Source organism: Butyrivibrio sp. ob235 (genome assembly GCF_900109475.1).
GTDB lineage: Bacteria > Bacillota > Clostridia > Lachnospirales > Lachnospiraceae > Butyrivibrio.
Map to the genome: position 1 here is coordinate 19,394 of NZ_FOBE01000031.1, position 15,278 is coordinate 34,671.

Annotated in this window: 13 protein-coding genes; 12 read left to right on the plus strand and 1 reads right to left on the minus strand. The window is 39.5% G+C overall.

Features of this window, described 5'->3' with window-relative positions; translation table 11 throughout:
* The first annotated feature begins 23 nt into the window (after positions 1 to 23).
* From BMW61_RS17410 to BMW61_RS17465, 12 genes are all read left to right on the plus strand, one after another.
* Positions 24 to 1,670, plus strand: a complete 1,647-nt coding sequence (locus tag BMW61_RS17410; protein WP_091824575.1) for a glycosyltransferase family protein — start codon at positions 24 to 26, stop codon at positions 1,668 to 1,670.
* 4 nt (positions 1,671 to 1,674) lie between these two features.
* A complete protein-coding gene (locus tag BMW61_RS17415; protein WP_175475283.1) occupies positions 1,675 to 3,369 on the plus strand; it encodes an SAM-dependent methyltransferase in 1,695 nt (564 codons plus the stop codon).
* A 63-nt stretch (positions 3,370 to 3,432) separates the two neighbouring features.
* A complete protein-coding gene (locus BMW61_RS17420) occupies positions 3,433 to 4,047 on the plus strand; it encodes a hypothetical protein (RefSeq protein WP_091824579.1) in 615 nt (204 codons plus the stop codon).
* On the plus strand, positions 4,040 to 5,221 hold the full coding sequence (locus tag BMW61_RS17425; RefSeq protein WP_091824581.1) for a glycosyltransferase family 4 protein: 1,182 nt from the start codon (positions 4,040 to 4,042) through the stop codon (positions 5,219 to 5,221). Before BMW61_RS17420 ends, BMW61_RS17425 begins: the two co-directional genes overlap by 8 nt.
* Positions 5,222 to 5,237: 16 nt before the next feature.
* On the plus strand, positions 5,238 to 5,675 hold the full coding sequence (locus BMW61_RS17430; protein WP_139176422.1) for a hypothetical protein: 438 nt from the start codon (positions 5,238 to 5,240) through the stop codon (positions 5,673 to 5,675).
* Complete coding sequence (locus tag BMW61_RS17435; protein ID WP_091824587.1) at positions 5,672 to 7,210, plus strand: hypothetical protein; 1,539 nt, start codon at positions 5,672 to 5,674, stop codon at positions 7,208 to 7,210. The genes BMW61_RS17430 and BMW61_RS17435 overlap by 4 nt, the downstream gene beginning before the upstream one ends.
* Positions 7,211 to 7,230: 20 nt before the next feature.
* Positions 7,231 to 7,962: a glycosyltransferase gene (locus tag BMW61_RS17440; protein ID WP_091824590.1), complete on the plus strand. Its 732-nt coding sequence runs from the start codon at positions 7,231 to 7,233 to the stop codon at positions 7,960 to 7,962.
* A 10-nt stretch (positions 7,963 to 7,972) separates the two neighbouring features.
* Complete coding sequence (locus BMW61_RS17445; protein WP_091824592.1) at positions 7,973 to 9,655, plus strand: DUF6311 domain-containing protein; 1,683 nt, start codon at positions 7,973 to 7,975, stop codon at positions 9,653 to 9,655.
* A gap of 152 nt (positions 9,656 to 9,807) precedes the next feature.
* Positions 9,808 to 10,182 carry a helix-turn-helix domain-containing protein gene (locus tag BMW61_RS17450; RefSeq protein WP_091824595.1) on the plus strand — a complete coding sequence of 125 codons (375 nt, stop codon included), beginning with the start codon at positions 9,808 to 9,810 and terminating at the stop codon, positions 10,180 to 10,182.
* Entirely contained in the window at positions 10,179 to 10,985 is an 807-nt protein-coding gene (locus tag BMW61_RS17455; protein WP_091824598.1) for an ImmA/IrrE family metallo-endopeptidase, read from the plus strand. The genes BMW61_RS17450 and BMW61_RS17455 overlap by 4 nt, the downstream gene beginning before the upstream one ends.
* Positions 10,985 to 11,923 carry a hypothetical protein gene (locus BMW61_RS17460; protein WP_091824601.1) on the plus strand — a complete coding sequence of 313 codons (939 nt, stop codon included), beginning with the start codon at positions 10,985 to 10,987 and terminating at the stop codon, positions 11,921 to 11,923. Before BMW61_RS17455 ends, BMW61_RS17460 begins: the two co-directional genes overlap by 1 nt.
* Before the next feature lie 26 nt (positions 11,924 to 11,949).
* Positions 11,950 to 12,705, plus strand: a complete 756-nt coding sequence (locus BMW61_RS17465; RefSeq protein WP_091824604.1) for an FAD synthase family protein — start codon at positions 11,950 to 11,952, stop codon at positions 12,703 to 12,705.
* A gap of 60 nt (positions 12,706 to 12,765) precedes the next feature.
* On the opposite strand, the gene BMW61_RS17470 is transcribed toward BMW61_RS17465, so the two are convergent.
* Positions 12,766 to 14,448: a glycerophosphodiester phosphodiesterase family protein gene (locus BMW61_RS17470; RefSeq protein WP_091824606.1), complete on the minus strand. Its 1,683-nt coding sequence runs from the start codon at positions 14,446 to 14,448 to the stop codon at positions 12,766 to 12,768.
* Positions 14,449 to 15,278: the final 830 nt, after the last annotated feature.

Here is a 15,278-nt window from a genome sequence, read left to right on the forward strand (position 1 = left end):
TACCGGGGGATTTGAAGATTTTTATGGACAATAATTCAAATGGACAAGAATCCAATAAATACGGAAGTCTGCTTATTCTTGCTATTCTTTTGCTGTTCGAAGTATGGACGTTTAGGAAAGTGCTTTTTAACGGAGCAATGATCGGTAGCGATAGAGATGGTTTACTATCTGTTTTAATGACTGAGCATTGGTTTAAGGTTCTTTGCGGGAAGGAACAGTGGAATACCTGGATTTGCATGTACCCGGTTACGAATTCGGTAGCATTCAATGATATGTATATTCTCCATGCAATTCTCTACTGCCCGCTTAGATTTCTGGGAGTAAATAAGTATATCGCTATGACGAGTGCTCAGTTACTCTGGCATTTTATCGGGACTTGTATAATGTATAGGTTCCTTAATAAAATCCTGAAATATGAGCGTATTCCGTCACTGATAGGTGCAACAGCTTTCTCTTTTGGCAGTTACTACCTGTATAAACTCTGGCATTGTCAGTTTGTTTCACTTAGTGTGGTTCCGCTTGTGATATTGTCCTTATATTGTTTTTGGAACAATATGGACAATGATAGAATAAGAAGAAAAAGTGCTGCTATAGCCATTTTGACTGAAGTTTTGATTTTTTATACAAGTCCATACATGGCAGAATATGTGCTTGTTACTTTTATACTCTTTGTTTTTTCAATGCTTATTGTGCGCCGTGATAGGAAGAGCCAGGTGATTGCTGCATTTAAATATGTCAGGAACCATCTGCTGGAGGTGTTGGCTCTTATCTTGATGGGAATAATAAGTATGATTCCGCTGCTTTACGTGTATTTGCCGACAAGGTCGACAAGTGTTCGCAGCTGGGAGGAAGTATTATCCATTTCAGCACCGTGGTATTACTTCTTTAACGTATCTTCTACAAACCTTCTGTATGGTAAGGTGATTCAGAAAATACCGGCTCTGACAGATGCGGAGTGGCCTATTGGATTTCCGTTTTTTGAGCTTATTCTTTTGGCGCTGGTTTTTGTTTTTATGTTCAGAGAGAAGAAAAGTAACATTAAGGGTCTGTTTCTCACTTCCTTTTTGATATATTGCTGTGCGACAAAGGTTGGGAATTTTACTATATGGAAGGTGTTTTATAAATTCTTTCCTGGGGCATCGGGAATGAGAGTGCCCTGTAGGATTGCACTGATTATGCTCCCGTTTGTGGGGATTATGCTTGCATGGCTGTTTGAGTTGTTTTTTAGCAGATCGAAGATTCAAAGCAATATGATATTAAATACAGTGGGTGTCATAATTGCTGTTTTTGTTCTCCTTGAGAATGGACAGAAGGACGGGGTGATTTCAGCCTGGAATTATCCGGATGCGGTAGCAAGAGAAGCGGTCTTGGATGTTCCACCGCCGGAAGATTGTGCTTCCTTCTACTGCATAGATTCAATGGCAGATGAAAGTCAAAGTGAAAATCCATATTTTTATAAAGGATTTTTGGATGCCTGGCTTTTGGCAGAAAAGTATGATGTTCCTACATTAAATGGATTCGCAAGCTTTTTGCCCGAGGGTTATGGTACTGTCTATAATATATATACTTCAGAATATCCATCGGAAATTGACAGATGGGTTTCGGATAATTCTTTAGTTAATGTTTATTGCTATGACTTCGCCACAAAGGAATGGACCAGAAAGGGCTAAGGACATGGGAATTGGAGCCAATATACGAAATTATATAAATAATAATACTTCGGGAATCCTTGATGCTGACATAAAGGAAGAGAAGGAACTCGTTTATTTCTATCATCTGTCAGAGATGAGGAAGTCTCTGTATAACTGGTATGAGTTTAAGGAGGGTTCAAAGCTTCTGGAGATTGGTGCCGGATTTGGAGCGCTCACCGGCCTTTTTTGCGAGAGATGCGGACACGTGACAGCTATTGCGGAGAATGAGTTCCGGGCTGAGGCGATAAGAGAGCGATATAAAGATCGTGATAATCTTGAGGTTATGAGTTTTTCGTTACCCGGAGTGACGATCAATTCTGATAAGGATTTTTACAGGGCTGTTTCGGAAGATGAATCGAGAATTGATGATTTTCTTGGGAGCTTTGATGATAATGATAGGTATGACTATATAATTCTTACCGGTGTTCTTGAGCAGTTATCATCCGGCCATGGTAGGTTTCTTGAAGGATTAGTGCGGCTTCTTGCGGCGAAAGGGAAGATGCTTATAGCTACTGAGAATAGATACGGGCTTAAGTATCTTTGCGGTGAGAAGGAGGATGTATCCGGAGTACCGTTTTTAGGTGTTCAAGGCGGGTCAGGTGATGTCGGTGTTGGCGTTCAGGGGCATCCCTTTAGTAGAAGTGAATTATTAGAATTACTTGATAGGGTTGGACTTACGGGACATAAACTTTTCTATCCGCTTCCTGACTATAGATTTCCGCTTCAGGTTTATACAGATGATTATCTTCCTCAGAAGAATATCGGAGAGAGGGTTCTGTTTTATCACGATGACAACAGGTCTTTAATTGCGGATGAGAAGAAGCTGTATTCAGACATCATCGACAACGGAGTATTTCCGTTCGTGGCTAATTCGTTTTTAGCCGAGTGTATGAAGGGTGACCGGGAATTCGGCTCAGTTGATAGCTCGGGAGATGTATTATCACCTATCTCATTTGTGGCGCTGACCACAGATCGAGGACCGGAAGCAGCGCTTACTACCGTAATCAAGGGCGATATGGTAGAGAAGAGACCTCTGTATTCGGAAGGCGGAAAAAGTATACAAGAGGTTTATCGCAATGTCTGTGAGATGAAGGATAGGGGACTCCCTGTTATAGAGCATGAGCTTAAGGGTGATGTCATTAGTATGCCCTATATTACAGCTCCGGCACTCATGGACTATATGAGAACCATATCGGATGACAGAGATAAGATAGCTGGTATTTTTGAGCAGTTGTGGACTATGATATTACAGTCATCTGATGAAGTTCCGGAATCTCAGAATAAAATTCTTGAATATGTAGAGAACAAGGGTCTGAACTGGGGGCCGATTCTCAAAAAGGTCTATATGGAAATGATGCCCATGAACTGTTTCTATATTGATGGGAAGATATATTTCTTTGACCAGGAGTTTTCAAGGGAGAATTTTCCTGCGAAATATGCAATGTTCAGGACTATTCTGTATACATATATAAATATTCCTGAGATTGAAAATGTTTTGCCTATTGCTGAAGTGAAGAATAAATATGGTTTTGAAGAAGCGTTGTGGCAGATTTTTATGGCTGAAGAGAACAGATTCGTAAGCTTCATAAGAAGACTTTCCGATAACAGATTTTTCTATGACAGATTGGGCGTAGACGAGGCTCGGATGCTTGATAATGCAAAAAGGCTATTGATATGATATAATCTTGCTTTGGATTTATTGCATTATTATTATTATGCGTTAGAAATGATTGAGGTAGAGATGGAATTAATTAGAAAACGTAAATTTAGAATGGTAGTTTGTGCATTCATAGCATATCTTGCACTGGTGGCCTTTTGCCTTGCATATAGTTCAGATGCTCCGGTTCGCGGTAATCAGAGCATGATTCTTTCGGATTATGTTACCGGAGAAGAATTGCAGACACTTCCTTATGGAAATAAGAGCTTCAGTATGACCGCTTTTGGAAGCAGAATTATTCATGCGCCCGTTAGTCTGATGTCCGGTGAGGGATTTAAGACAAAATTTAAAGTAACCTTGGAGGGAGCGTCTGAAGCAAACCTGATTGTTGATTTATTTTCAGAGGGGTTTGACCTCAAAGATTGTGAGTTTGAAACAACAATTCATGAAGGTGAAAATGAGGTTGAGGGCGAAATCTATTTTGAAGGAGTTGGACATCCGCAGACTTCCGAATTCCGTATTTTTACAGATACGGAAGGTGCTCAGTTTACAGTAACTAAGCTACGCATTACAAGAATTGAGAAACAGAGAGTTGGTCATTGGGGTTATTTGTGTCTGGGAGTTATGTTTGTATTCCTTGCAGCAACTGTTGTTCTTTATGTATTAGATCGCCGTGGAGCTAAGGAAGAGAATGCGTAAAATTGCTTTTGTAAGTCCATGGTATGGTGATAATATCCCGGGAGGCGCTGAGACAGCGCTTCGCGGGATAATTCTGCATTTAAGGCAGGCTGGTGTTGATATTGAGGTTCTGACTACCTGCGTGCAGCAGTTCACCGCAGATTGGAATAAAAATTATTATAAGAGCGGCCTGGATAATGTCGGTGGGGTTCCGGTAAGAAGATTCAAGGTCAGGAAAAGGGATACCAAGGCATTTGACAGAGTAAATGCTAAGCTTATACAGGGGCAGAAGGTAACACCTGCAGAAGAAGAGATTTTCATGCAGGAGATGGTGAATAGCCCTGAGTTATATAAATATATCGCTGATTACAGAGATGAGTATGATGCGTTTGTCTATATTCCATATATGTTTGGGACGACTTATTATGGCATTCTGGCTTGTCCTGAGAAGGCAGTGGTAATCCCATGTTTTCATGAAGAAGCCTATATCCATATGGATATTTATAAAAAGGCATTCGAATCTGTGAAGGGTATCATCTATCTGGCGGAGCCTGAGAAAGAGACTGCGCATAAGGTGTTTGATTTTTCAGGGATCTCTGAGGTTGTTATCGGAACCGGTGTTGAGACCAGGATTGAATACGATGCGGACGCGTTCAGAGAAAAGTTCGGAATTAAAGAGCCGTTCATTCTGTATGCCGGTAGGAAAGACGTCGGCAAGAATGTGGATATTCTTCTTAACTATTTTGCTGAGTATAAGTACAGGAATAATGACTCTGACTTGAAGCTGGTTCTTCTGGGTGGAGGCGAGATTCCTATTCCGGCGTCTGTTAAAAAGGATGTCATAGATCTTGGTTTTGTTGATATTCAGGATAAGAATAATGCTTACGCTGCAGCAAACATGCTTTGTCAGCCTTCGACTCATGAGAGTTTCAGTATTGTAATTATGGAGAGCTGGCTCTGTGAGCGCCCGGTTTTGGTTCATGAAGGCTGTGACGTTACCAGGGAGTTTGTAAAGCGCTCAAACGGTGGTCTTTACTTCGGTGATTACTACGAGTTTGAGGAGTGTGTTGATTATATTCTCACTCATGAGGATGAGGCGAAGATTATGGGACAGCAGGGTAAGCAGTTTGTGCTTGAAAACTATGACTGGGATGTTGTGACCAGGAAAATCAGGGATTTCATCACGAAGGGTTGATGCTGTGGTAAGTGATATGGATAGACAAAATATAGATATTGAAAAGATAATGATGGCTGTTAAAGCGTCCGCTGATGAGAAGAGGCAGGGCGGGCAGCCTTTAAAATATGCGCAAAACAGATTGTGCGCAGATAGTGCAACAGAAAGCTTTGATGCCAATGTCCTTCGGGGACACATAAAAACAGCTGCTGAGAATTATTCTTATAGGTACGGCTATTTTCCCGGAAACAGGATTAAAGCAGGGATAAAAAAAGTATTATCATTGATTATCAGACCGGCCTTAAGGCCATATTTATTTGATCAGACAGACTTTAATCTGGATGTTTTAAAGACCCTCAAACAGATAGAACAAAGTTCTGTTGAGGATTTGTCAATAAAAGACCAGACAACTTTAAATAAAGTGCTGGATAAGCATGAGAGAACAGTGAAAAGGTTTAACGAATTTAAAAAATGAAGAAGAAAGCGGTATTGTTTTCCAAGATAATAATATTATGTGTAGTAGCATGTCTGTATGTTCTGTATTTGTCAAAAATTGTCAGGGCTACTGCTATAAACTCTGATTATTCCAGCCTTATTCTGGAGGCTTCGGATATAATTCATGGAAATATATTCCTGAAGGGATGGAATTTGACAGGTATATCATTTATTACAACTGATGTGCCCGCGTTTATTGTTGGAGTTTTAATAAAGGGAGTTGATCAGAGCGCATACGGTATTGCTGTAGCAATAATGATTGTACTTTTAAATATCGCCGGATTACTGATATGTAAGAAAGATGGCGAATCTAAAGTGCCTGTAATATTGTTCTTACTTTTGGTGCTTTTACCCGCTACATTTGCGCCTGTTGCACTTTGTGCGCACACTATGTCCAGTGCGTTTTCGCTATTTTCAATCGGAATTGTTGACAGGTGGCTTAAGTCGAAGAAAATCAGTGCTTTGCAGGGAGTGTTGTTTGTTGCACTCTTGTGCTTTGCCTGCTGCGGTGACTCGGTAGCTCTTATAGTTGGCGTATTACCTATTATTTGTTATTGCATTTTTGAACTTGTTAAGAAGGATGCGGTTGATAGGTTATTTATCGGGAAAATCTTAGGACTTACGATGCTGGGAACAGTATTGGGGTCGGTTTTGGATAAAGTATATTTTCTTATCGGCGGTGCGAATAAGAACAGTTTTCTTTCGGAGAAAACGTTTGTTGGTTTGGCTGATCTGGGGGATAAACTTCAGGTTTATGTTCAGGCTGTGTTTATGCTCTTTGGCGCTGAGTTCTGGAACAGAAAGTTAATTAGTTTATTTACAGCTAATTATGCTGTTAATACTTTGTTTTTGATTTTGGGACTAATTCTTGTTATAGTATGCTTTGTGCGTTTTATCAAAGGCGTGGAGACAGATTTTGTTTCGGGAGTATTATCATTTGGAATTGTTGTGATTTCCCTGGTATTCATCCTGACTGATATTTCAGTAGATATTCTTAGCTCAAGATATATGGCATACTTTACTGTAGCATTCCCTGTTCTTATCACGAGAAATTTGGACGGGATAACAGGGCATTTGAAATATAGGGAGATGGCGGTCTTAAATGTTTTGATTTTGATGGCCATGATATCCTTTGTATTTAAAGTGCATATATGGTCGCATACAGGAGAGGCGGTTGCGCAACAGGAACTCTTGGCGGAGTATCTTGAAGAAAACGGATTGGAAAGCGGATATGCGGAATTTTGGGATGCATCATCAACAGTTGTTTTATCTAATGGAAACGTATCTGTAAGATCGGTGATATATGACCCGGGAGCAAATTCAATTACCAGATATAATTGGTTTTGTAAAGATGAATGGTTTTCAGAACCGGCTAATTTTGTAGTGACGAATGAAGAGAGCATTTTGGGAATGACTAAAGAGAATGTTCTTAGTGCACTTGGTGAGCCGGCAGAAACACTGGAATTCTATGACTGGTCTATACTGGTATATGATAAGAACATTCAGATTGAATAAAAATACTTTTGAAATATAGAATGGTTAAAGGAAATAAAGAAGAAATGCTTAAAGAAGGATTATTAGTTGTATTGTTGGCCTACAAGGAGGCAGAAAACTTAGATGTTTTATTGCCGCAGATAATGGATGAAGTTGGCGGTCTGGGTGTAGATTATGGAATGCTTGTTGTGGACGCAGCTACTCCCGGAGATAATTCTGAAGAGGTTTGCAATAAATACGGTGCAAAATATATAAATCAGGAAGACCCCGGTTTTGGCGGAGCATTCAGAACTGCAATAAAATATGCTGACAGAAAGATGTTCCTGATCCTTGACGCTGATGGATCTCACAATCCTAAATATATCCCGTCAATGTATGAGATGTTTGTTAATGACAAGTGTGATCTTGTAATCGGTTCAAGATATACAAAGGGTGGGAAGACATTTGACAGTAAGTCCTCTATAGTTATGTCTAAGATGTTAAATACTGCATTTCGTGTTTGCTTAGGAATCAAAGCTAAGGATATCTCTACTGATTTTAGACTGTATGATACGGAACAGTTAAAGAAGGTATCATTACAGAACAAGAACTATGATGTTTTACAGGAAGTAATTTTCAAGCTCCAAAGAAATAATAAGAGATTTAAAATCGGAGAGGTTCCGATATCTTTTGAAAAAAGAATTTTCGGAGAATCAAAGAGACACTTGATACCGTACATAATCAGTTATATTAAATCTTTAGTTCGATTAACAACCATGCGAATTAGAGGATAGATTTGTAACTATGGATACTATCAAAAAAGATAATAATAAAATAATAGTAGGATTTGTATCAGCGATTCTTGGAATGCTGATGTTCATTACTATTTATGGTTTAAAGGTTTTAGATTTTACATACGATGATTGGATTTTGACAGGATACAGCGATTTGATACAGCATTATTTGGGATGGGTATCATTTCGCAATACTCCATGGAAATTTCCTATTGGCTTGATTGATGGAATAATCTACCCTGATTCAATTTCTGTAATATACACTGATTCAATTCCGCTGTTCGCGATTGTGTTCAAAGCATTATCACCTATATTACCAAGCACTTTTCAATATATGGGGCTGTGGGGGATTATTTGTTATACCCTTCAGGGAATGTATGGCGGTCTGTTAATATATAAGTTTTCCGGTAAAAAGTTATATTCAATAATTGGCTCTGTATTTTTCGCTTCATCTGCAGTTATGATGCAGAGAATGTTTTATCATACTGCTCTTGCAGGTCAATGGCTGATCCTCGCTTCATTGTATTATTGGTTTGAACATAATGAGAAGGTCAGTGATTGGAAGGCTATTCGTGATTGGAGCATTTTGAGTATTCTGGCCCTGCTTTCCGAGGCATATTTTCTTCCTATGGTTTGGGGAATTATGCTTTGCGCATTGCTTCAGGAGATCATGAGAAAAAAGGCGTTTTCCAAAGCCTTCTCTGTGGTCGTGTTTGCGATGTCGGGGACTTTGCTCGTAGGATATATATATGGACTATTTTACGGACATGTTCCTTCCGCCGGCGGCGGCCTTGGTGTGTTTTCATTTAACCTGAACGGATTTTTTAATCCGCAGGGTATTTCTGTGTTGTTCCGAGGATTGCCCTTCAGAGATGGTCAGGGTGAAGGATATGCTTATCTTGGAGCCGGCGTTTTCCTTTTAATAATCGTAGCACTTATTCATTTTTGTGCTGTATATGCGAGAAATAATAAAGTGAATATGGACAAAACAGTCATTATTCCTATGATTTTTTTCTTTGTTGGATTCACTTGCTACGCTATAAGCCCGACGGTGACATTTGGTTTGAGCGGATACGAGATTCAGCTTCCCAAGACTGTTTTTAATTTGCTTAGTACATTCAGAAGCTCAGGCAGATTGATCTGGCCGGTATATTATATGATTTATCTTGTGGTAATAGGGTATATCGGGAAAGCCTTTAACAAAAAGAGTCTTGCGATCATTCTTGTTTTTGCTGCTTGCAGCTTGCAGCTGTATGAGCTGAAGAATGCTATAATCAGTAGGAGAAATGTTTATTACAACGATATTTCTTTTCAGAGTTCACTTCAAAGTGATGCCTGGAATGAACTGGCGGATAATTACGAGCACATAGTAATATATCCCAACACTTTTAAGATGTTTTCCAATGTTAAAGGAGAACACATCTGGCTTTACGCACAGGAGAATGATATGACAATGAATGTTGTATATCTTTCCAGGGATATTACGGGATCTGTGAATAAAGCAGTTAAGAAGAGATTCAAAAATCTTGAGGGCGACAGAGAGTACGCAGATACTATGTACGTATTTATCGATGAATTGCCCGAAGATGATAAAGGACTCCACTATTACTATATCGATGATGTTGTTATTGGTGTACCGAGAGTGCTGCAGTGTGAGAGTGTGCAGGAGATGAGTCTGGAAGACATTGGGTAATGCAATATCAAAAATTGATATTGCAGCCAAGAGATAATGTGTATTTGCTTGGATAAAATATTAAAATTTCTTGAAAAGTCTTAAAAAATGATATAAAGTATTAAAATGTATCGAATTGTGTGTATAATGGAATTAAGAAAGGCAGGGGTGTTATGACTACATTTATAAATAATATCAATGCTTATTTGGATCAAATGAAAATCAAACAAACCTACATCAGTAAAGTGACGGGGATAGAAAAGAATAAGCTGTCCCGCATATTAAGCGGCAAACAGGAAATTGGAGAGTCGGATATGGAGACACTTTCTGTGGCTCTTGGGAAGAATGTTGCCTTTTTTGTATCAGATTCTTTTTGTGTGCCACAAATTAGCAGTTTTGCACCAAATAAGATAGCATTTTACGCAGGTGAGCCTAATGAGAGGCAGGAAGCAATAGCTAATGACCTCGTTGAATTGATGGAAAATGTGGATCAGGTACTTAGTGCGAAGAGTCGCTTTGAAAATGTAGCAAGGATATCTGATGTATGAATATTGAGAGATTGAGAAAAATTATTAAATACAGTCAGGATAATAGAACTGAAATAAGTACTGAGGTAAAAAAATTTTGTGCATATGCGGATATTGAGCCTGAGAGCAATATGCTCAATATTCTTCAGATCGTGAGAGAACTCTTTCAAAAGAAAGGGTTTCTTTTTCTTGAGATGCCTATAGCTGATGATGAGATTGGCGCATTATGCTATAAAGGAGAAGGATTAGGATATGTGATAATAAACTCATCTCTTCCCAGAGTAAATGCTAATTTTGCTTTGACCCATGAGATTTATCATGTCTTCTTTCAGTCAGATGAGTTTGCTTCAAAAGTGGAATTTGCTGATGACCACTATTATGAGCATGATGATGAATACGCTGCTAATTTGTTTGCCGGTATGCTACTTATGCCGGAGACCGATTTTGTCAGAATGTTTAAAAAGTTCTTTCAGGAATCGGATAGCAATCTTAAGCCTACAATATGTAAATTGATGGCATATTACTGCGTTCCATATATGGCCGCACTTATTAGATGCTGTGAATTGGAATTGATTGAAAAAAAAGCAGTCACAGAAACAATTATGAATGTTTCAAAAGACGAAATAAGTAATGAACTCGACAATTTGTGGCTTGATAGCATGATAATGTCTCCTTCGCTAATCGATGAATACCCGCTGTTGGAAAAGGTTGTTATTAAGCTTGGAAATGATTATGTTGATGAACAGTTAATTAACAGAAGAACTTTGGATAAAATCATTAGTAATATGCATGCTCTTCGTGAAAAGACGCGGGGAGGGCACTAATGCAGACATTATATACCGAGAGGCCGGCTAACTTTTCACAGATTAGTCCCTTTGTATCGGAACAGATAGAAGAGATTAATGAGAGCATTCTGATTAACAGGAAAATTTTTTTTTATGATACATGCTCTTTTAGATATCATTCGAATTTCAAGAATGATGAACAGAAGATTCTTACAGACTATTTCAAAAGTGCTGATGCCGCAATATTCATTACCAGATGTATACTAATGGAATTGGCATCTATAAGTGGTGAATTAAACGAGGAATATGTAGCATTTTTTAGGCTGCTTTCTGAGAATGGCATCAGAATATTTGTCTTGGATGAAGAAAAAGTATTTAACATATTGTCAGAGTGCTTTTCGGATAGAGTAAGAATTAATGACTATTTAACCTGGGCAGTACGCATGCTAAACAAGCCTGTGAGCACTATAAGAGAGTTACTGGAAAATGATGTGACTCTCTATAAATTGATAATAGAGGGAAAGAATCACGATTCATCTTCAATTTACCAGCGCTTTTTTAGGGCGCTGAGAAGCGCAAAAGAGCAGGGAGATAATCTTGGAGAAGAGATATTGTCAATTGTTATCCAAATATTATCTCATCTACCGGGCACGGCAGATGGAAAGTACTGCCTTATTACAGATGATAGGAATGCTGCAGGTCAGGTTGCAACGCAAATTATAAATACCGGTAGACAACATGCAGGTGCCAGAATAATTATATATAGTACGCCAAAACTCGTGCAGACTATATATAATCTAAGAGACGGAATAACAGAAAATAACATGATAAAAATGTTGTCAGTTGTATTCGGTTCTAATGTTAGGGTAAGCGGGTTGAAAGAATATGATTTTGAGATAGATTATGATATTTCGCTCGCTGCAGCAGATCTGGCAAGGTTAATAATGAAGCCAAATGGGATTAAAATTGTTTTTTGAAATTTGATTCAGAGGAGAAATGTATTATGAAAGAATACAAAGTGGGTTATGTAGCAGGTGTTTTTGATTTATTTCATTTAGGTCATTTAAACCTTATGAGAAATGCAAAAACTAAGTGTGAATACTTGATTGCTGGTGTACTTGAGGACGATCTGGTTATCCATTTTAAGGGCAAGGCTCCGTTCATACCGCATGCAGAGAGAATGGATATTGTTGGGGCATGTAGGTATGTGGATAAGGTTGTTCCGGTAGATTTTTCAAATATAGCTAAGATGGATGCCTGGAAGAAGAATCCGTATGACTGCTTCTTCTCAGGTAATGATTATGAAGGAAATCCTGTGTGGGAAGAGGAGAGAAAATTGCTTAATCAGGTTGGGTCCGACATATATTTCTTCCCTTACACTCAGTCGACAAGTTCCACGCAGATTAAGCGTGCGCTTAAGGGACATGATGGCTATGACGATGCGGATAAGAGGAATCTTGTAATTGATTTCTGCAAGGATCTTGATAAGCTCTACATCTATGGCGCTGGTAAATACGGCCGGGAGATGGCAAAGTTTTTGTATGAGAATGCGATTCGCTTCGATGGCTACATGGTTTCCGATATCACTAAGCTTAATCAGCCGGTTAAAGATCATCCGGTATTTGATGTGGACGCAGTTCGTCCTGATGAGCGCACCGGTATCATCATGGCAATGAAGGAAGAATTCCAGAATGAAGTAAGGCCGAAGCTTAAGGAGAAGGGCTTTGATAAGCTGTTTAATGTGCTGCAGCTGAAGTAGTCGTTGTTTAGCACTTGTGCGGGTGCTTTAGGTTGGCGTTTTTGCGGATGTCTTCATGGGCTAGTCGTTTACGGTGATAGCGATACGCTCTGAGAGACCGTTAGCAGAGTAAACGTAGACATGGCAGCTTCCATTTCCGGCAGCGGAGATTGTTCCGGAATTACTAACTGTAGCCACGTTAGGATCAGACGATACATATCTATATTTCGCAACTTTTGTATTGGGGAGGGGCTTCAAATTGCCCTTCTCCAATTTTATTTTGGCATTTACTGTTATAGAGGAGCCGGGAATTAAAGTAGCGCTGCCTATCGAAAGATCTATAGATTTGGGGTTGGTGTATTTCTTGCTGTTTTTGCCTGCAACATAGGATATTACGGATTTTCCCGCTACTTTTCCGCGCTTGTCGTAGGCGACAATGTATATCTTGTAATTCTTTTTGCTGTTAAGCTTTTTCCCATTTAGTTTTTTGATTGTAACTGATGTGCTTGTGGTGGTTTTTGTAGGCTTTGCGGTGAAGTTTTTGTCCATATATGCTGCATAAACAGCATACTTGCAGAGGCCGGGCTTTTTGGTCCAGCTTACTTTGAGTTTGTTGTTGGGCTGTGTGATTTTTATGTTTGAATTGAAGCCGGGTAATTCGGCGTTCTGATTCAGGGATTTTTCCTGATCTGTGTTTTGTGTTTGGTCTTGTGTCTGATCAGGTAGCTGGTTTTGCGGCTGATCTTTTTCTTGATTTTGTGCTTTAGCGCTATCCTGCGCTTGATTTTGATTTTTTTCTTGTGCTTGTTCCTTGTTTTCTTTTGAGGTTTCGGACTGTGAGGAATTTTGCTGCGCCTGGAGGGCCTCTTCATATTTAGGTTTGTTTGTTGTGATGCCGGATATGTAGGGGTTAAGCTTTTTTATCTCATCAACTGTATTTATGGTCCAGACTTCTATCGGGAAATTGTTATTCTTGGATAGTTCTACTATTTTGTCTGATACACCGCGGAAGTATAGATCAAGGAATATGTCATTGGATTCTGATCTAAGATTAATGGCAGTATTGATGATTGTCTGTTCGTTTCCGGAAATATTGTACACAACGTAGCCCAGTCTTGCGTGTGCATCTTTGGCTTTTACCCATGCGAGGAATTCGGAGTTGAAGGATATCCAGGTTACATGCCCTTCGAGTCCGGCATGCTTCACCATATCAACAAGCAGGTTTATCTGACTCGCCTGATAGTCGCCGTTGTCCTTCAATTCTATATATGGGTGAAGATTTTTGGTTTTGCACAAGGTCAGGAAGTCTTCAAAGGTGGAGATTTTTGTTCTGGCATACTTGGTGCTCTTCCAAATGCCGAAGTCATATTGGAGGAGCTCGTCATAGGTAATGTCACTGATGCTGATTGTTGATAGTAACTGGGTGCCGTCGGGATGTCTGGCAGTTCTGTTTAAGGTCTCATCGTGTAGGAGCACAGGTACTCCGTCACTGGTGAAGGAGATGTCTGCCTCAACATAGTGAAATCCCATGGTGCAAGAGAGCTCGTAAGCGGGGAGAGTGTTCTCCGGAGCGACAGTATTGTATCCTCTGTGACTTACGCTTTTTACTGTGGTGGAGGTGGTGGCCAGAGGTGATGCTTCTTGTGAGGAAGCGGTTTGGGCAGAGTTATGCTGTGTAGAATATGTCTGTGCAGAGGCTGTTATTGGCGTAAGCAGAAGTATTAGTGTTGTGAAGATGAGGGTAAGTAAGGTGGTTCGCTTCATGGTGGTGCTCCTGATTATGTGAATAATGTGTATGCTGTACGTGATGCTTGTATGTAATCAAATAACGTCATAATAGTGGCTATTCACACCTACATTATGACTCACAATCATTAAATCAAGATTGAAATCCTATTAAATTAGGATAAATTCGAGATTTTTGGGGGCTGTGTGTTTGGTTAGGTCTGCTTAGGTGCTTGTTTAGGTTGTTTAGGTGTTTGTTTAGGTGGTCGCGTAAATCCCAGTTAGGATTTCTTGTTGGAGGAGTTATCTGTTTTCTGGGCTTAACTCCTGCGGATAGACCTTTTGTGGACTTTTCCTCAGGAAGATTTATTGTTTTTCAGTTACTTTCTCCAATGCGTAAATCCGGGAAAGAATTGTTCTTGGCTGGATTTATCGGATGACAGTACGTTTTTCCCGCGGATAAAACTTATTAGGACATATCCTTGCGCGGATTTACCATTTTTTAACTATTTTTTTCATGCCGTAAACCTAGAAAAGAATTGTTCGCGAATGGAGTTATCGGAAGCAGTTATCATAGCTCCCGCACATAAAACTTATAGGCGTTTTTGGCGGCCGAGATTTACCTTTTGTCTTATGCTTGCTTCCGCGCGTAAATCTAGAAAAGAATTGTTCGCGAATGGAGTTATCTTCGGCCGTTACTTGGCTCCCGCGCATAAAACCAGCTGGGGATTTTTCCAAGAAGGAGTTATCTCTAGCTATAAAGGCGAGGACACAGGTTTATCTGGGGGCTTTGAGTTGATATCATAGTGGATTGGCAGCAGCTATTATTCTGTGATTTAATAGAGTTCATAAGAATATTTCAGGGGGTT